Source organism: Stenotrophomonas sp. YJH_SMC_48-3, assembly GCF_059369375.1.
In genome coordinates, this window is record NZ_JCAFSQ010000012.1 from 43,657 (window position 1) to 61,752 (window position 18,096).

Annotated in this window: 17 protein-coding genes, 2 tRNA genes and 1 pseudogene; 3 read left to right on the forward strand and 17 right to left on the reverse strand. The window is 66.0% G+C overall.

Going from position 1 to position 18,096, the window contains the following annotated elements; translation table 11 throughout:
• The first annotated feature begins 39 nt into the window (after positions 1–39).
• Positions 40–468 (forward strand): hypothetical protein, encoded by a 429-nt coding sequence (locus tag AC5P65_RS17510; RefSeq protein ID WP_111097914.1) that lies wholly within the window; start codon positions 40–42, stop codon positions 466–468.
• 2 nt (positions 469–470) lie between these two features.
• On the opposite strand, the gene AC5P65_RS17515 is transcribed toward AC5P65_RS17510, so the two are convergent.
• The 6 genes and pseudogenes from AC5P65_RS17515 to AC5P65_RS17540 form a co-directional block, all read right to left on the reverse strand.
• Positions 471–1,391: an HlyD family secretion protein gene (locus AC5P65_RS17515; RefSeq protein WP_111097913.1), complete on the reverse strand. Its 921-nt coding sequence runs from the start codon at positions 1,389–1,391 to the stop codon at positions 471–473.
• Positions 1,388–2,116, reverse strand: a complete 729-nt coding sequence (locus AC5P65_RS17520; protein WP_111097912.1) for an ABC transporter ATP-binding protein — start codon at positions 2,114–2,116, stop codon at positions 1,388–1,390. Before AC5P65_RS17520 ends, AC5P65_RS17515 begins: the two co-directional genes overlap by 4 nt.
• A 10-nt stretch (positions 2,117–2,126) precedes the next feature.
• Complete coding sequence (locus tag AC5P65_RS17525; RefSeq protein WP_111097911.1) at positions 2,127–3,266, reverse strand: ABC transporter permease; 1,140 nt, start codon at positions 3,264–3,266, stop codon at positions 2,127–2,129.
• Complete coding sequence (locus AC5P65_RS17530) at positions 3,263–4,726, reverse strand: efflux transporter outer membrane subunit (RefSeq protein WP_111097910.1); 1,464 nt, start codon at positions 4,724–4,726, stop codon at positions 3,263–3,265. Before AC5P65_RS17530 ends, AC5P65_RS17525 begins: the two co-directional genes overlap by 4 nt.
• A 360-nt stretch (positions 4,727–5,086) precedes the next feature.
• Positions 5,087–5,162, reverse strand: a tRNA-Gly gene (locus tag AC5P65_RS17535).
• A 117-nt stretch (positions 5,163–5,279) separates the two neighbouring features.
• Positions 5,280–6,385, reverse strand: a pseudogene (locus tag AC5P65_RS17540) (NAD(P)/FAD-dependent oxidoreductase).
• Between the two features lie 343 nt (positions 6,386–6,728).
• Between AC5P65_RS17540 and AC5P65_RS17545 the strand changes: the two are divergent.
• A complete protein-coding gene (locus AC5P65_RS17545; RefSeq protein WP_495215778.1) occupies positions 6,729–7,406 on the forward strand; it encodes a hypothetical protein in 678 nt (225 codons plus the stop codon).
• A 104-nt stretch (positions 7,407–7,510) separates the two neighbouring features.
• On the opposite strand, the gene AC5P65_RS17550 is transcribed toward AC5P65_RS17545, so the two are convergent.
• Together AC5P65_RS17550 and AC5P65_RS17555 are read right to left on the reverse strand one after the other, a co-directional pair.
• Complete coding sequence (locus tag AC5P65_RS17550) at positions 7,511–7,993, reverse strand: hypothetical protein (protein ID WP_146205507.1); 483 nt, start codon at positions 7,991–7,993, stop codon at positions 7,511–7,513.
• Positions 7,994–8,584: 591 nt separating this feature from the next.
• The gene (locus AC5P65_RS17555) at positions 8,585–8,986 is read right to left on the reverse strand and encodes an NAD(P)/FAD-dependent oxidoreductase (RefSeq protein ID WP_021203603.1); all 402 of its coding nucleotides are present in this window, start codon (positions 8,984–8,986) and stop codon (positions 8,585–8,587) included.
• Positions 8,987–9,224: 238 nt separating this feature from the next.
• On the opposite strand from AC5P65_RS17555, the gene AC5P65_RS17560 reads away from it, so the two are divergent.
• Positions 9,225–9,425, forward strand: a complete 201-nt coding sequence (locus tag AC5P65_RS17560; protein WP_180832792.1) for a hypothetical protein — start codon at positions 9,225–9,227, stop codon at positions 9,423–9,425.
• A 63-nt stretch (positions 9,426–9,488) separates the two neighbouring features.
• Here the strand turns inward: AC5P65_RS17560 and AC5P65_RS17565 are convergent.
• From AC5P65_RS17565 to AC5P65_RS17605, 9 genes are all read right to left on the reverse strand, one after another.
• A tRNA-Gly gene (locus tag AC5P65_RS17565) sits at positions 9,489–9,564 on the reverse strand.
• Between the two features lie 114 nt (positions 9,565–9,678).
• Positions 9,679–10,305, reverse strand: a complete 627-nt coding sequence (pgsA, locus tag AC5P65_RS17570) for a CDP-diacylglycerol--glycerol-3-phosphate 3-phosphatidyltransferase (RefSeq protein WP_021203601.1) — start codon at positions 10,303–10,305, stop codon at positions 9,679–9,681.
• An 18-nt stretch (positions 10,306–10,323) separates the two neighbouring features.
• Entirely contained in the window at positions 10,324–12,168 is a 1,845-nt protein-coding gene (gene uvrC, locus AC5P65_RS17575; protein ID WP_021203600.1) for an excinuclease ABC subunit UvrC, read from the reverse strand.
• Positions 12,165–13,577, reverse strand: a complete 1,413-nt coding sequence (locus tag AC5P65_RS17580; RefSeq protein ID WP_019658993.1) for a hypothetical protein — start codon at positions 13,575–13,577, stop codon at positions 12,165–12,167. The genes uvrC and AC5P65_RS17580 overlap by 4 nt, the downstream gene beginning before the upstream one ends.
• Complete coding sequence (locus AC5P65_RS17585; RefSeq protein ID WP_021203599.1) at positions 13,574–14,062, reverse strand: low molecular weight protein-tyrosine-phosphatase; 489 nt, start codon at positions 14,060–14,062, stop codon at positions 13,574–13,576. Before AC5P65_RS17585 ends, AC5P65_RS17580 begins: the two co-directional genes overlap by 4 nt.
• Positions 14,059–14,832, reverse strand: coding sequence for a 3-deoxy-manno-octulosonate cytidylyltransferase (kdsB, locus tag AC5P65_RS17590; protein ID WP_021203598.1), 774 nt, complete (start codon positions 14,830–14,832; stop codon positions 14,059–14,061). The genes AC5P65_RS17585 and kdsB overlap by 4 nt, the downstream gene beginning before the upstream one ends.
• A 74-nt stretch (positions 14,833–14,906) precedes the next feature.
• Positions 14,907–15,926, reverse strand: a complete 1,020-nt coding sequence (gene lpxK / locus AC5P65_RS17595; protein WP_021203597.1) for a tetraacyldisaccharide 4'-kinase — start codon at positions 15,924–15,926, stop codon at positions 14,907–14,909.
• The gene (gene msbA / locus AC5P65_RS17600) at positions 15,926–17,674 is read right to left on the reverse strand and encodes a lipid A export permease/ATP-binding protein MsbA (protein WP_019658997.1); all 1,749 of its coding nucleotides are present in this window, start codon (positions 17,672–17,674) and stop codon (positions 15,926–15,928) included. The genes lpxK and msbA overlap by 1 nt, the downstream gene beginning before the upstream one ends.
• The gene (locus AC5P65_RS17605; protein ID WP_495215779.1) at positions 17,671–18,093 is read right to left on the reverse strand and encodes an ExbD/TolR family protein; all 423 of its coding nucleotides are present in this window, start codon (positions 18,091–18,093) and stop codon (positions 17,671–17,673) included. Before AC5P65_RS17605 ends, msbA begins: the two co-directional genes overlap by 4 nt.
• Positions 18,094–18,096: the final 3 nt, after the last annotated feature.

The following is an 18,096-nucleotide window of genomic DNA, read 5'->3' on the forward strand; positions in this document are numbered from 1 at the left end:
GCTGGGGTACGCTGCCCCGCCCAAGCACGGACACCGCCGATGCCGAGACGCTACGTCCGCCTGTTCTGGTTGCTGGTCGCGCTGACCTGGCTGGCGCTGATCGCCGCGCTGGTCAATGCCGGTTTCACCCCGGACTACTGGCTGCTGCACCACCTGGAAGGCGCTGAGCTGCCCTACCCGACCAGCACCGTCATCCTGTTCGCGCTGCTGGGAACGGTTGAGCTGGTGGTGGCCGCGTTGATCGTGCGGCCTTGGAAACTGAAACGCCTGTGGCTGCGTCTGCTGATCGCCTTTGCCCTGCTGCTGGTGTGGTCGGTACCGTGGATGCTGTCGGCGATGCACCAGCCGCCGGTACAAGGCATGCACCTGCTGTGGTTGCTGCTGCTGGACGTGGGATTGCTGCTGGCGCTGTGCGGGGTGTCGGCGGTGAGCGCGTGGCGGGCGTTCAGGCGTCCGCCACCACGCTAGGCCTATTTCCGGAACTCCACCCGCACGTGCTGGCCGAAGCGCGCCTTGGCCTCGCCATCGAACTCCAGCACACACTCCACCACCTTGGCCACGCCACGCCCTGCATCTTCAGGCAGGCGTGCCTGCGCGAACACCGGGCTGATGCGTACCACGCGTGCGGTCGGCAGCGTGCCGGTGTTCTCGGCACCATCACTGTCCGGTACCACCGCCGCTTTCATGCCTACCTGCACCGCATCGGCGTAGGCGGCGCTCAGTTCGGCGCGCACCTGCAGCGGGCGCGCCGGCAGCAACGAGATCGCCGGCTTGCTCGCCTGCACGAAGGCACCGACGCCCGGCACCTGGCCGACCACGGTGCCGGCTTCCGGCGCGCTCAACGACATCTGCTGCAGTTTCAGCTTCGCGTGCTCCAGCTTGTGCTGCGCCATGTCGACCTGCGCACCGGCCACGTTGACATCGGCGCGCACGCCGGCCAGCTGCTGTTTGGCTGCATCGGCCTGCTGGTTCGAGGACACGCCTTCGCTGGCGCCCGTGGACAGGCGAGTGGCGTTGCGCTCCAGTTCGCGCAGCTGCGCCTGGCTGCCCTTCAGGCGGTCATTGGCCAAGGCCAGATCGGCGCTGGCCATCGCCACCTCCTGCTGCAGCAGGGCACCATCCAGCGACAACAACAGCTGCCCCTTCTTCACCGTGGCGCCTTCCTTCACCGGCGCTGCAGTGATCGAGCCATCCACCGGCGGTGCCAGTGCGATCAGGCCACCTTCGACGTCAATGATGCCCCGCGCCACGGCGACCTTGCCGGCGGCGGCAGTACCCTCCTTGCCTGAGGGGGCCGATGCAGCGGTGGGCGCTTCCCTGGAACAGGCGCCGAGCAGCAGTGCCGCGGACAGGGCCAGGCTGAGGGGAAGCAGATGCGACGTCTTGGTCATGGGGCGGACTCTACGGTTTCGTTCTGGCGGCGGTCATCACGGACCATGCCGTCTTCCATGGCGATCACCCGATCGGCATGCCGGATCAGGCGCGGATCGTGGCTCACGCACAGCACGGTGGCACCATGCGCACGTGCGTAGCGATGCAGGATGTCGATCACGCGCTGGCCGTTCTCGGCATCCAGCGCGCTGGTGGGTTCGTCTGCGAAGATCAAGGTTGGCGACTTGGCAAACGCGCGGGCAACCGCCACGCGCTGTTTCTCGCCACCGGACAGCTGCGCCGGGCGCATGTGGCTGCGGTGGCTGAGGCCGACTTCTTCCAGCGCCTGGCGGGCCAGCGGCTCGCTTTCGCGATTGCGCATGCCGCGGTAGCCCAGTGGCAGCTGTACCTGCTCCAACGCAGTCAGTGCCGGGAACAGGTTGAAGCCCTGGAACACGAACCCGACATGGTGCAGGCGGAAACGCTCCACTTCACTGCGGGTCATGTGGCCCACGTCCTGGCCCAGCGCGTGCACGCGACCGCCATCGGGTGCGGCCAGGCCGGACAGCAGCGACAGCAGCGTGCTCTTGCCGCAGCCGGACGGGCCGGATACCAGGGTCAGCTCGCCGGGATAGATGTCCAGCGACAGGCCACGCAGCACCGGCACCTGCACATCACCGGACATGAAGCCTTTTTCCAATGCGTCGGCCTGCAGGGTCGGGGCGATGGCGCGTGTGGAAGTCATCGGCCGGTCCTCAACGCAGCAGCAACGATGGATCGGAGCGGACCACACTGCGCACCGCCATGATGCTCGACAGCATGGCCATCACCGCGACCAGCGCCACGCAGCCCAGGATCACCATCGGCGTCAGCTGCACCGGTACGCGCTGGGTCTGCGCGATCAACAGCACCACCGTGCTGAACGCCGCCGCCAGCAGCATGCCCACGCCACCGATCAGCAATGCCTGCTCGAACACCACCCGTGCCAGCGCATAGCGGCCTGCACCGAGTGCATTGAGCGTGGCGTACTCGCGTACCGAGCCGGCCACCACCGAGGCGAACGACTGGTTGGTGATCACCGCACCGACGAAGCAGACGATGACGGCCATGAACAACACGGCGATACCTGCGCCGGTATCGAACAGCCAATACTGCTGCGAACGGCTGGCGAACGCCGGCGCGGTCCAGAACTCGACCGGTGTGGCCTGGCCCATCGACGCGGCCAGGCGATCACGCACGCGGTCGGCCAGGTCCGGCGAGCGCAGGCCCGCCACGAAATAGGTGCTGCCCTCATGCGGATCGGTACCGGCGATGGCGCGCGCGGTATCCAGCGAGGCCAGCACGTTGACGCCACCGAGGCCACGCAGGCCGGGTTGTGCAGCGACCACGCGCACCGCCTTGCCGTTGATCCAGGCACGGTTGTTCTGCAGGTCCACGCCCAGCGTATCCAGATCGGCGCTGTCGACGATCACCGCACCCGGCTCGCGCAGCTGTGCGCGCAGGTCGGCAGGCAGGATGCGCGCGAACATCATCGCGTCGTCCCGGGTGGAGATGCCGGACAGGTACACCGACACATTGCCGGTGCCCTGGGCGCCGGACCGCCATTCGCCATCGACCCACTCGTAGGGCTCGACGCGGGTGACATCCGGGTCCATGCGCAGATGGCTTTCCACATCCGCGCTGATCGCATGGCCGTAATTGACACTCTGGGTGCCGGGGAAACCGGCCCAGATATCAGCCGAGGACGCTTTCACGTAGATCGCAGCGGTACCGAAGATGCCCAGCACCAGTGCAGCCTGCACGATCAACAGCACACCGGCGAAACACATCGCCAGCACCACCGGCAGGAACCGGCGCCACTCATAGGCAAGGGTCTTGCGGGCCAGCGCGATCATTGCTGTTCGCCCTCAGCCTCGACCGGCAGCGGTGCACCGCCGAGGGCGCGGTACAGCGACGCGAAGGCCAGCACGCGCGCCCCCTGAGCACCGATCAGGTCGGCCTGCGACGCCAATGCGGCACGCTGCGTATCCAGCCCATCGAACTCGCTGGACAGGCCCAGCTGCACCTGCCGCGCCTGGCGCTTGACCTGCTGCCCGGCGGCATCGTTGGCCGCGCGCAGCGACTGGATGCTGCTGTCCTGCCGCGCCAGGCTGCCCAGTGCAGCTTCCACTTCGCTCACGCCTTCCAGCACCGCCTTGCGGTAGCCCAGCAAGGCGGCGTCCAATTGCTTCTCATCGGCATGGAAGCGCGCTCGGCGCTGCCCCCAGTCCCACAGCGGAATATCGATGTACGGGCCGATCGACGGACTGGAGTCGGAATTGGAACGGGCGTTCTGGGTGAGGTTGTAGGCGTACAGGATCGAGCCACCCAGGCTGATCCGCGGATACATCGCAGCGCGCGCCGCGCCCTTGCTGGCGGCGGCCTGCATCACTTCCGATTCGGCCAGCAGGATCTGCGGTCGATGTCGCAGCAGGTCAGCCGGGACCTGCTGCAGCGTGAACGCACCCAGCGTCGGCGGGGTGCGGTAGGCGTGCCAGGCCGGATCCGGACGCTCGCGGCCCAGCAGCAATGCCAGCGCACGGGCGGCGTTGTCGGCGTTTTCCCGCGCCTGCGCGATGGCCGCACGGGTGGCCGCCTGCCGCGCGCGCAGCCGTTCCAGCTCGCCCGGCTCATCCAGACGCAGCCGCTGACGGACCAGCGCCAGCTGTTCGCCGCGCTCGTCCACGGCCTGCTGTCGGACCAGCAGATCCTGCTGGGCCTGCGCCACGGTCAGGTCGAGATAGCTGCGTACCACATCGGCGATCACCGCCACCTGCGCTGCATTGCGCAGGGCCATGGCGTTGCCGGCCGAGGCCTGAGCGCTCAACTGCGCGCTCTCGGCGGCACCGAACAGGCCCAGGTCCCAGATCGCTTCGATGCCGGCATGGAAGTAGGTGTCGACAGCGGCAGCGTCCTGTACCTGCTTGGCGCTGGCGGTGATTTCCGGCAGGAAGCGCGCGTTGGAGGCGCCGGCGACGATGCGCACCGCCTGCAGGCGCAACGTGGCCTGCTGCAGATCAAGGTTGCCGGCGATGGCCTGGTCGACCAGGCCGTCCAGCGCCGGGTCGGCCAGCACCTTCCACCACTGCCTGGCATCCACCGCTACGCCCTGGCCCTGCGGCACCTGGGTCCAGGTGCTGGGTGTGCGATCAGGCAGGTCCGGAGCCGGCACCGACATGCAACCTGCAAGCGCCAGGCTGGTCAGCAGCGCGCCCGGGCGCAGCACTGCCTGCAGGGAGAGTCCGCGCCCGGTCCTGGGCACTGCCACTGAAGTGATACGCCTGACCACCAGCCCGCCAACGTGTAGAAGGAGCATGAAGGCTACCGTGCGATTGTGGAGCGAACATGGAGAATTGGTCCGAAAACGGTCACCACACGCGTGCGGTTCAGGCAGCGCTGCCCCAGTCTTTCACTGCGCTTTCAACGCGTTCCCGGTACAGAACACTGGATGCTTTTCACGGCGCATTGCACATTGCGACGTCTCCCCGGCTCGACGTGCCGCACGCGTGAACATCCTCGCCGCTGGCAGCCAATCGCTTCGATCACGGCGGTGGCTGTCGGTGCATCGTGGTCGCGCTGACCGCTCCACCGGCCTCGAACGCTTGCTGGCGACCCATGGGCGCATCCGGCCCGACAAACGACAAACGCCCCCTTTCGGGAGCGTTCTTCTTGAATCTGGAGCGGGAAACGAGACTCGAACTCGCGACCTCAACCTTGGCAAGGTTGCGCTCTACCAACTGAGCTATTCCCGCAGATTTCGTTCGACCTGCGTCGAAGGAGCGCTATTGTGTCGGGATTGCTGCACGGCGTCAACAGGAATTTTCACGAGAAGTGAGGGGGTGGCGTTCAGGCGCCCCTGCCTGCTCCCTTCACGTGCGCAGCCCGCGGCGATGGAAGTAGACCTGTTCGGCAATGCGGCGCATGACCGCTGTATGCAGCAGTACATCGAGCGGCCAATCGGCCTGCAGATGATCCATCGCCCAGCGCAGCACGCGCTTGCCATGGAACGCCGGGGCGACCTGACGCGCCACCCGTTCCGCTTCTGGCCCTTGCCACGCAGATGGCGGGCAATCGCCTCACCGACCGCCCAGCCGTGCCGCCACGAAGAGTGGATGCCCCCGGCGGACAGCGGCGAGACGATGCCCGCCGCGTCGCCGGTCAGGATCACGCGCTGGCCGGTGATCGGCCCATCCGGCCGGCCGCAGGGCACCAGCCCTGCGCGAGTGCCCGAGGGACGCGCCGAAGGCGGAATGCCGACCCCATCGCGCACGTGGTCGAGGAAGCCGTCGATATCCGGCGGCCGTACCTGTTGCGGGTCATGACGCAGCGCCAATCCGACCTGCAGGCCGGTCGGATTCTGCGCGACCCAGCCGATATAACCCGGCGCGTAGCGCTTGCTGACAAAGCAATGCAGCGCATTGCCCTGCGCCACCTGCAGGCCGGCGAACTCGCGCTCGACGCCGTAGAGGGTGTCGCGCACCTGGCCAAGGCCGGTGCGCTGGGCCACGCGTGAGCGTGCGCCATCAGCACCGACCAGATAGGCGCAGCGCCCTGCCCCTTCCACCTGCCAGCCGTCACCACAGCGACGAGCGTCGGTGAAGGACTGCTGCAGGCGCAGGTCGACACCGTTCGCGCGCAGTTCGCTGGCCAGCCAACGCATCACGTTCGGCGTATCGGTGGTGAGGAAGTAATAGCCCGGCGCGGCCAGCAACACGCTGCGCAGGTTCGGCGCATACAGGCGCACGTTTGCGACGCGTTGCACGAGGTGCTCGGGCATGCGCCCCAGCCAGGTCTGCTCCATCGCCTCTTTCACCACGATGCCGGTGGTGTGCAGGCGCTCGCCGGGGTCGGCCTTGCGTTCCAGCACGCAGACGCGCAGACCGTACTGGGCGGCAGCCAGTGCGCAGGCGGCACCGGCGAAACTGGCGCCGACGATGACGACGTCGTGGTCGTAGGCGGGGGAAGTGTGAGGCATTTCGGCATCGCCGTGGAGAATCGGAGATGCAGCTTCGCTAGCGCGGTTGGAGGGGCGATGGAGTGTGGGTGAAGTGGGGATGAAGCATGCAATTTGCCAACGGGAAAACGTCTTCAGTTTCGGGATCGCTTTTCTGCTTCGACTCTTTGCGCATCACCTCATCAGGAAACGCAACTTACTCTCCTGATGCATTCATTCTTACCTATTCAGCATATTCTGCAACTAGTTGCATGTTTGATCCTACTTCGAGCATCTATAACGAAATGTCGCGATTCCATCGCTCTGGCAGCACTATCGAATGTCACTTCGCACAACCCATTGGGCCTCGACAGGACCTCTCATCTTGGCAACCGGCCGCACCACCCTTTCACTGCTATTGGTTTCGATGGCATTAATCACATCGGGATGCCGGACGGCGGCTGTCATCAGCAAGGAAATTGCACTTTCCACGACCACGCGCGCATCTTCGAGAACATTCAACTTGACAGCCCAACTGCCGGCACAGCTGCACATGACTCTTGTCGCACACTATGCACCACGAGATGCGAAAGATCTGAACTGCAGCGGAGTAACCTCCTTTGTGAGCAACATCCCCGGCCCGAGATCTGTCACAAAGGCATTTCATCTATCCAGCCCGGATGAATCCAAGCCATCACGTGTAGACATCCCCGTGCATTACTCCATCGGAGCTTGCAAACTGCCACTGGAAACGGTCGGACTAACACTCCAGAACGAACCTAGAAAGAGCGCAATCAATTCAGGGGAGTACCGCTTCCATCTACATGTCCGAGATGCAACCGAAGACGCTACTTCTCTGAATGCGGGGATCAAGGAGCTTCGACTCACCCAGTACTGCAAGCAACTCGTTCATCGAAGCAGCTCTTCCAAGGAAGAGTTGAGGAAGTTACTGATCTGCGACGGGAGAAAAGAGGTCAATCTCGATCGTAAGAATCTTAAAGAAGTGAGCGTTCGCCTACACGTTACGCTGGACCCGATGGAAGCTCCTCTCTATCAGAAATGACAAGGATTGTCAGGGAGCGCTACTGATCCACGCACCATGCATCGCAGCCAACGAAGCACCGCGCGCTACGAAAGGACCGCCGCATCAGACTCCGACCTTATGAATCAGCATGAGGACTGCCTCGTCCTGTCGTCTACCTTCTTGATGGATTCAATTTCGCGACCTTCCGTCTGCTTCCGGCCAGTGCAGAACAACACCGAATAGGCCTCTGCTGAGTGCACAGAAGAATTCAGCCTGAACACGTACGCCAAGCCTGGCCGCAGCTCCAACACTCTCTCCTTTCCTCTCAAGGGTTCGACAGCGTATGAGCTGGGCACACGCCCATATGAGAAGCAGTCACCGGGTTTCAGCATCAATGGTGCAGCACCATCCTTCAGTTCAATGCTCCAGACCCCATCGTTCTGATCACTGGCTTCAGACAACGTTGCCCAGCCTATGGGGAAAGGTGATCGGGCCTTTTTCGGAAGGCAGATCGCAGGCCGCCCATCAATAAGGGAAACTTCGGCTTGCTTGTCATACCCCAGAGGAGTCGCATGCGCATTGACGGAAAAAACGAGCATCCCGACGGCAACCAGCGGTCGAATCATCATGAAACTCCGGATGTAGATGAATAGAAGGTTTCGGCGTCCATTCATATCAATGAAGCTGGCATTCCAACGCCCGTCCATTGAGCGATGAGCATTGCGCCGTGCAGTCAATATGCAGATGGAAAAGCAGCTGAGCGCAAGGGGCCCACCAACACAGCTTCTCCATCAACTCGTACTTTCTTGGTTCTTCCTGGCCCATCACGTCAGCAATGGCAACTGTACCAAGGGGCAAGCCCGGCTGAACTCACTGTGAGAGAGAGGTCGCTTGCGAAAGCGCTACCGATGCTCTGGATATCGCACAACGCCGAGGTCTCTGTCATGTCAGCTGACCATTTGCGACATTCTGCGCAGCTGTCGAGCACTACGATCAATTCATTCAAAGTTGCCTGCGTTGTTCACTCGCCACCGACGTCCGCCTTGCATCCAGCCACAACCGTTTCGTGCGACGACCAACAGGTAGGTGCCGTCCGCAAAGCTGACACCAACGATGACCATGTCGAGATCCCAGGTGGAGAGAGATCGCAGCGTCCACTATCGGGCAGAAGCAACGCCCCCGTTCGAGAACGTTGCTTGCAGGACTGCTTTGCGCCGTCAGGCCACCACAATCCGCAGCGGATCTGCAGACGCCAGGATCTCCGCACGCTCACCCGTGGGCGGATAGATCCATTCGGTGTTGATCCGGGTCCTGAGCGCCTTGGCTTCAGCGCCGGACAGCGTTACCTGGCGATCCCAGCCCTCGGTGTAGACAGCACCCCACGGCCGCAGGTCCAGGCAGGTCACGTACTTGGGCTGCGCATACGGAATCATCGCTTCCCCGATCAGGTCAGCCGCGGCGTTGTGTCCGGTGGAGCGCCCCAGGTTCATCGCGTGCTGGCAGGACATCATCGCCACGTTGCCCTCGTCATCGGTGGCGGCATGCGCGCAGTCGCCGGTGGCGAACACCGCGTCGACACTCTTCGCCTTGAGAGTGCGATCCACATGCAGGCGACCCACCGCATCGTGCTAGCCAGGAATCTAAGCAGTCAACGCACTGGCACGTGCACCGGCCTTCCAGACAACGGTGGCGGCGTCGATGCGTTCTCCGTTTTCCAACGTCACGCCCTCCGCATCCCCGCGAGCGACGCCCGAGCCCAGACGCCAGGACACACCCAGCTCCCTGTGGGCGCTGCGCGCTGTTTGATGGTGCCCCACCCGCTGGGCCAACCGCGGTATGTGCGGCATCCACGCGGTGATGATCAATGCGCAGAAGGCCATGCGCGAAGAACTGGCACGTTCCAACCTGGCCTCGATTGCCGAGGGCGTGCAGGGCAAGGGACGCCCGGCGAGTTTCGCCGGTGATGTGCAGGAGTGGTTCGCGGACCGCCAGGTGGCACGCGAGGAAGCGCGCATCACCGGCATGCGTTGGCGCGCGACGGCGCAGGACAATGATTGATCTGCGCGGGTACCGCCGCGCATAACGAAAAACGCCCCCTTGCGGGAGCGTTTTTCTTGAATCTGGAGCGGGAAACGAGACTCGAACTCGCGACCTCAACCTTGGCAAGGTTGCGCTCTACCAACTGAGCTATTCCCGCTTGGGAGGCGAAATTTTACCTATTCCAAGGATGCCGTCAAGCGCTTTTTTCAGGGTCTGCGAGGTGCCCGGCGTCGCGTATCCGCGCCATGCGTGAATACGCGCATCGATGGGCTCAGTTGCCCAGCTTCTTCTGCCGCGAGCGCTCGCGTGCGGCGCGCTCGTCTTCGCGCAGGCTCGGCCAGGCGGCATGCAGGTACTGCAGGCCCGACCACAGGGTCAGCACCGCGGCAATCGCCAAGGTCCAGTCGCCGATATGGAACACCGGCCAGCCCATCCAGATGTCTTCCACCGGCACGTTGGGGGCCACCGAATACAGCAGGCACAGCAGCGCGACCATCTGCGCGGTGGTCTTGATCTTGCCGATCATCGCCACGCGCACCTTGGCGCGCTGGCCCAGCTCGGCCATCCACTCGCGCAGCGCCGATACTGCAATCTCGCGGCCGACGATGACCGCCGCCCAGAATGCCATCCACGGCGTCGGATGGCCCTGCACGATCAGGAACAGCGCCACTGCCACCATCAGCTTGTCCGCGACCGGATCGAGGAAGGCGCCGAAGGCCGACTCCAGCTGGTAACGGCGGGCGATCCAGCCATCGAGCCAGTCGGTGATCGCGGCCAGGCCGAAGATCGCCGCCGAAGCGAAGTTGGTCCAGGTGTAGGGCAGGTAGAACACCAGCACCAGCACCGGGATCATCACGATCCGCAACAACGTCAGCCAGGTGGGCAGGGTCAACTTCATGCTTGCGTGCTTCTCTCTCTACTCGGCCGCATCGGGCGTGGCCAACCCGTGCAGGTTAGCGTAGATACGTGCCGCGAGGGCGTCATTGATGCCTTCCACCTTGGCGATTTCGGCTTCGCCAGCCGCTTTCAGGCCGACCAGGCCGCCGAAATGCTTGAGCAGGCTGGCACGACGGCGCGGGCCGATGCCGGGGATATCCTCCAGCTTGCTGGTCATCCGCGCCTTCTGGCGGCGGCCGCGATGACCGGTGATGGCGAAGCGGTGGGCTTCATCGCGAACCTGCTGGATGAACTGCAGCGCCGGGTTGGCCGCGCCCGGGCGCAGCTCGCGTCCATCCGGCATCACCAGCGCTTCATGGCCTGCGCGGCGCTCCACGCCCTTGGCCACGCCCACCAGCAGCACCCCTTCCACGCCCAGGTCGGCCAGTGCGGCCTGCGCCTGCGCCAGCTGGCCGGCGCCACCGTCGATCAGCAGGACGTCCGGCAGCACGCCCTGCTCTTCCACCGCACGGCGGAAACGGCGATCGATGGCCTGGCGCATGGCCGCATAGTCGTCGCCCGGCTCGATGCCGCTGATGTTGAAACGGCGGTACTGCGCACGCACCGGGCCGGCCGCATCGAACACCACGCACGAGGCCACGGTAGCCTCGCCCAGGGTGTGGCTGATGTCGAAACATTCGACCCGCTTGACCGGCTCGGCCAGGCCCAGCATCTCGCGCAGTGCGTCGCTGCGCGCGTGCTGCGCGTTGCGGCTGTTGAGTTCGGTGGCCAGGGTCAGCTGCGCGTTGCGGCTGGCCAGTTCCACGTAGCCGGCGCGCTCGCCGCGCACGTTCCACTTCAGCTGCACCTTGCGCTCGGCCGAGGCCGAGAGCGCGGCAACCAGCAGGTCGGCATCGGGAATCTCGCGGTCCAGCAGGATCTCGCGCGGCGGCTCGAATTCGATGTAGTACTGCGAGACGAACGCGGCCAGCACTTCCTCCGGGCTTTCCTCGCCGTTGGTGCGGGGGAAGAACGGGCGGGTACCGAGGTTGCGGCCATCGCGGAACGCCAGCAGCAGCACGCAGGCCTGCGACCCCTGCATGGCCACCGCCAGCACGTCCAGGTCCGCGGCGCGACCGTCCACGTACTGCCGGGTCTGCATGCTGCGCAGCGAGGAAATCAGATCGCGCAGGCGCGCGGCCTGCTCGAACTCCAGCGCCTCGCTTGCGGCCTGCATCTGCTCGCCCAGCTCGCGGGTGAGCTCGTCGCTCTTGCCTTCAAGGAACAGGGCGGCGCGGCGCACCGACTCGGCGTACTCCGCTGCCGGCACCAGCTCCACGCACGGCGCGCTGCAGCGCCCGATCTGGTACTGCAGGCACGGCCGCGAACGGTTGCGGAACACGCTGTCCTCGCAGCTGCGCAGCTTGAACAGCTTGTGCATCAGGTTCAGCGTTTCGCGTACCGCGGTCACGCCCGGGTACGGCCCGAAATAGCGGCCGGGAATGGCGCGCGGGCCGCGATGCAGCGCGATGCGCGGCCAGTCCTCGCGGGTCAGCAGTACATGCGGGTAGGTCTTGTCGTCGCGCAGCGAAACGTTGTAACGCGGCGATAGGGATTTGATCAGCTGGTTTTCCAGCAGCAGCGCCTCGGCTTCCGAGCGCGTGACGGTCACGTCCATGCGCGCGATCTGCGAGATCATCGACATGATCCGCGCGTTCTTCGGACTGCCGTTGAAGTAGCTGCCAACGCGATTGCGCAGTGCACGGGCCTTGCCCACATACAGCAGGGTGTCGTCGGCGGCGTACATGCGGTACACGCCGGGCGCGGTGCTGAGCTGGGCCGCGAAGGCCTTGCCGTCGAAGGCCGGGACGGGAACGTCGGTCATTCGCTGATCGGCACTTCGCTGAGCACGCCGCTGTCGGGATCGAATCGCAGCACGGCATGGGCGTCGGTCTCGGCAATCCACACCGCCCCGGCCCCCACCGCCAGGCCGGCCGGGCCATGCAGGCGACGCGGCAGCGGTTGGGTCGTCAGTTCGCCTCCGCCCAGGCGCAGCGTGCGCAGGCGGCCGTTGCCGGTATCGGCAATCCACAGCAGCGGCGCATCCGGGCTCAGCGCGATGGCCTGCGGGAACTGCAGGCTGGCTTGGGCGCGGGGACCGTCTTCACTGCCGAAGCGCCAGGGCCCCTGCCCGACCAGGGTCTGCACCAGGTCGCCACGCAGCTGAAGCGCGCGGATCGAGGAACCCAGCGCATCGGCCACGTACAGCACCTGCTGCACCACGGCGAGCGCGGTGGGCTGGGCGAAGGCCGCCAGATGGCCGCTGCCATCACGCTCGTCAATGGAGCCGCTGCCGGCGCGCCATTGCAGGCTGCGCTGGCCCAGGTGGTAGCTCCAGATGCGGTTGTCGCCGGCCATCGCGATGTGCAGCTGGTTGTCGGCAATGGCCAAGCCGACCGGGTGGTCCAGCGAGACCTGCCGCGGCTGCGCAACCGGACCTTCCACCGGCGCACCGGGGCGCCCGTTGCCACACAGGGTGTCGACGATGCCGGTCAACAGGTTGATGCGGCGCACGGCATGGTTGCCGGTATCGGCCACGTACAGCGAATCGCGCTCCAGCACCAGCGCCTGCGGGCGATGGAATGCCGCTTCGGCAAGGTTGCCATCCATGAAATCGGCGGTACCGAGGCCGAACTGGCGCAGGATGCGGCCACCGTGGCTGCATTCAAGGATGCGGTGGTGGCCACTGTCGGCGATGTACAGGCGCTCGGTGCTGACTGCCAGCCCCAACGGGAAGCGCAGGGCCTGGCGCGGTTCCGGATGCAGTTCGCTGCCCCCGCGCGACGGCGCCGAAGGGGCTCCCTGGCACAGCGCGTTCAAGGCGCGTTCCAGTTCACCGGGGGCCCCCAGCCCGATCAGCCGTTGCTGCTCCCTGCCCTGTGCATCCAGCAGCACCAGGGTCGGCCAGGCGCTGACGCCGAAGCGGCGCCAGCCATCCCAGTCGGCATCCAGCAGCACAGGCATGGTCAGGCCCTGGCGACGCAGCAGTTTCAGTGCAGCGCTGGCGTCACGTTCGAAATCGAAGCGCGGCACCTGCAGCACCAGCGGCTGCAGCTTGCCCGGATGGCGCGACAGCCATTGGCCGAACTCGGCCAGGCGTTGCGCGCTCCAGGCGGAGGCCGCATTGACGAACAGCAGTGCGACCGGCCGGCCGCGCAGTTCGGTCAGGGTGCAGGGGGTGGCGTTGAGCCAGGTGGCGAACTCGGGCAGGTCCGGGACGGGCTGGACGTTCATGATCCGATTATGCCGGAGTCGGCGTCATGCAACAGTCGTGCCACTGCACGTTTTGCAGCATCGTCGACCAGCGACCAGACCTGTTCGAAATGATCGCTCCCGCCGGTGTACGGATCGGGGATCGCGATCCGCCCCTGCGCGCCGGACCAGGGCAGGTACAGCGCCAGCCGTTCGCGCTGCGCCACCGACGCCAGGCGACCGGCGTCACGCAGGTTGGCCTCGTCGGCACACAGGATCCAGTCGAAACGGTCGAAATCCGCGGCCTGCAGCTGGCGTGCGCGCAGGCCGCCGATGTCCACACCGTGCCCGGCCGCGCAGGCGATCGCACGCCGGTCCGGTGGCTCGCCCACGTGCCAGTCGCCGGTGCCGGCCGAATCCACCTGCACCCGCCCGGCCAGCGGCGAGGCCTCCAGGCGTGCACGCAGCGCACCTTCGGCCATCGGCGAACGGCAGATGTTGCCGAGGCAGACGACCAGCAGTTTCATCGGGCAGCCAGCGCCTGAAGAAGCGCTTCGGCGCGCTCCAGGTCCTCGGGCGTGTCGATGCCCGGCGGGAATGGTTCGGGCGAGATCGCCACACTGATCGGGTAGCCCGCCTCCAGCACACGCAGCTGCTCCAGCGATTCGACCTGCTCCAGCTGGCCCGGCGGCATTGCCGCGAACCGCTGCAGGAAACCGGCGCGGTAGCCGTAGATGCCGATGTGGCGCAGCCAGTTGTGACCGGCCGGCAGCGCGTCGCGGCTGCGTGCAAAGCCATCGCGGTGCCAGGCGATCGGCGCGCGGCTGAAGTACATCGCCTCGTTGCGCACGTTGCGCACCAGCTTGACCACGTTCGGGTCGAACAGCGTAGGCGCGTCCTCGACGGCGGTGGCCAGGGTCGACATCGGTGCAGTGCCGTTGGCCAGTACCTCGGCCAGGGCGCGGATGCCGGTCGCCGGTGCGAACGGTTCGTCGCCCTGCAGGTTGACCACCACCGTGTCGTCGGCCCAGCCGGCGATGCGTGCGCACTCGGCCAGGCGGTCGGTACCGGAGGCATGCGAGGTGGCGGTCATGGCCACCCTCACCTCGGCCAGCCCGGACAGCGCATCGGCAATGCGCTGATCGTCGGTCGCTACCCAGACCTCCCGGGCGCCGGCCTGCAGCGCGCGGCGCGCCACGTGCAGTACCAGCGGTTCACCACCCAGCAGGCGCAACGGCTTGCCGGGCAGCCGCGAGGCGGCATAGCGGGCCGGGATGGCGACGACGAATTCGGTCATGGGGCGGTACTCGGCAGGCTCGTTACAAGGGGAATGCGGCCGGCGGCGCGTGAATGCAAGCGCCGCTGCGTCGCTCAGTTCGGTCGCAGCTTGTCCAGGCGGTCAGTCAGCGCCACCCAGAACGCGGCGGGCAACTCGGCGCGCAGCGGAACCGCGTAGTGCCAGTCGTTGCCGAACGCCCGGCATTTCACCGCATCCTTTTCGGTCATCAGTACCGGCAGCTGGCTGCCGAAGGACAGGTCCTGCGGCTGATAGGCCTGGTGGTCGGCGAACGCATGCGGCACGACGCCGATGCCACGCGCGCGCAGCATGTCGAAGAAGCGCTGCGGATGGGCGATGCCGGCCACCGCATGCACGCGCTGGCCCTTGAAGTACGCCAGCGGGCGTGCGCGGCCACCGGCCAGCGGCTGCGCACTGTCGATGTGCAGGGCCATCGGCCACTGGCCGAAGCCACAGGCCTGTGCCGCAGTCTCCTCATCGGCCTGACCGAGATTGACCACGCGGAAATCGCATTCGCTGGCGCGGCTGACCGGCTCGCGCAGCGGCCCGGCCGGAATCATCCGGCCATTGCCATAGCGACGCTGCGCATCGACCACCTCGATCTCGATGTCGCGTGCCAGCCGGTAATGCTGCAGGCCGTCATCGCAGACGATCACATCGCAGCCAGCCTCGATCAGCGCCCTGCCGGCAGCAACACGATCACTGTCCACGCGTACCGGCACGCCGGTCTTCCAGGCGATCAGCACTGGCTCGTCACCGCCCTTGGCGGTCGGCGTATCGGCCTTTACCCACAGCGGCGTGTCGGCATCCTCGCGCCCGTAACCGCGGCTGGCCACGCCCGGCTTCCAGCCGGCGGCACGCAGGCGCTCCACCAGTGCGATGGTCAGCGGCGTCTTGCCAGTGCCACCGGCGGTGATGTTGCCAACCACGATGACCGGCACCGGCAGCGTGTAACGCTTGCGCCAGCCACGCCGATAGGCGCGCCGGCGCAGCGCGGTGACGCCGGCGTACAGCGGTGCCAGCAGGCGCATCGCCCACGGAACCGGGCTGCCGTCGTACCAGTACGCCGGGGTCTGGGTACCCTTGCCGGCCATCAGTCCTGCCTTTCGCGGAACTGCATGCTGTGCAGATGCTGGTACAGGCCGCCCAGCTCGAGCAGCTCCTTGTGGGTGCCGCGTTCAACGATGCGGCCATGGTCCATCACCAGCACCTGGTCGGCATGCTCGATGGTCGACAGCCGGTGCGCGATGACCAGCGTGGTGCGTTCGGGCATCAGGCGCTGCAGCGCGTCCTGCACCAGGCGCTCGGATTCGTTGTCCAGCGCCGCAGTGGCTTCGTCGAGGATCAGGATCGGGGCGTCGCGCAGGATCGCGCGGGCGATCGCCAGGCGCTGGCGCTGGCCACCGGACAGCAGCGCGCCGTTCTCGCCTACCGGCGTCTGCAGCTGCTGCGGCATGCGTGCGATGAACTCCCACGCGTTGGCGGCTTCGGCCGCCGCGCGGATCTGCTCGTCGGTCGCTTCCATGCCATAGGCGATGTTGGCGGCGATGGTGTCATCGAACAGCATCACCTTCTGCCCGACGATCGCCACCTGCCGGCGCAGGTCAGCCAGCGGATAGTGATCCAGCGCCACGCCATCGAGGGTGATGACCCCGCCACTGGGCTCGTAGAAGCGTGGCACCAGCCGGATCAGGCTGGTCTTGCCGCTGCCGGAACGGCCGACAATGGCCGTCACCGTACCCGGCCTGGCAACGAAACTGATGTCGTCCAGGGCGATGCCACTGTCTTCGCGGTAGCGCAGCATGACGTGGTCGAACGCCAGTTCGCCACGCACGCGTTGCACGCGGTGCTGGCCTTCGTCGCGCTCCACCGGCATGTCGAGGATGCCGAACAGGCGCTCGGCGGCGGACACGCCGCGCGAAATCGAGGTCTGCACGCTGGTCAGGCGCCGCAGCGAAGGAATGATCGCCATCATCGAGGTCATCAGGCCCATGAACTGGCCGGCATTGAGCCGGCCGGCCAGGGCTTCGCGGGTCGACACCCAGACGATCACCGCCAGCGCCAGTGCGGCCAGGAACTGCACCACGCTGGACGCCGCTGCGCGGGTCACCTCGACCTTCATGTTCAGCGCCAGCATGCGGTTGGCCAGGCGTGAGTAGCGCGAGATCTCATGCTGCTGGGTGCCGTGCACCTTCACTTCCTGCTGCGCCGCCAAGGACTGCTCGGCGGTCTGCGCCATCGTGCCCATGCCGTCCTGGATGCCGCGGCTGATGCGACGATAGCGCTTGCCCACGTAGGACACGATGGCACCGATCAGCGGCACCACCAGCAGCATCGCCAGGGTTACCTTGACGCTCATCTGCAGCATCACCGCCAGCATCGCGATGATGGTGAGGGTATCGGCCACCACGGTCTTCAGCGCGTCGGCGCTGGCCTGGGTGACCTGCTCGGTATCGAAGTTCAGGCGGCTGACCATCACCGGCGTTGCTTCGGTGTCGAAGTGCGACGACGGCAGGTGCAGGTACTTCTGCAGCACCTGCTCACGCAGGTCGCGGACCACGCTGCGGCCGGTCTTGGCCAGCGTATAGTCGCTGACCCAGGTGGCCACGCTGCGCATCAGGAACAGGCCGAGGATGGTCAGCGGCAGGACCACGGCCGCGCGCGGCTGCGGATCGACAAACCCCTCGTTGACCAGCGGCTCCATCAGCTTGGTGAAGTGATAGCCGGCCAGGGCTTCGACCACCATGGCGATGACCGCGCCCACCATGAACACCCAGTAGGTGCGGGTGTAGCCCAGCAGACGTTTGTAGATCGGCCACACCGGCGCGTGATGGGAACTCATGGACGCACCTCTGGCGCAGTTGCAATGGCGATACGACGGAAACCGAGCTGACCGAGCGCGTCCTGCGCAGTCACCACGGCCTGGTAGGGGGTGCGTGCGTCGGCGCGCAGCAGCACCGGCTGGCTGCGATCGCTGCCGGCGACCGATGCGATGGTCTGCTTGACCGACTCGACATCGCTGCGCAGCACTTCCTGGTCATTGATGAAATAGCGGCCTTCGGCGTTGATCAGCAGGCTGAGCGAGCGCGGCGGCTCGTTGCTGGGCTGCTGGCTGGCGGTCGGCAGCTGCACCTGCAGCGTCGAGCGCGCATCGAAGGTGGTGGTGACCACGAAGAAGATGATCAGCACCAGGATGACGTCGATCAGCGGCACCAGATCGATATGCGGCTCATCCTGGGATCGGTCATTGCCGATACGCATCGA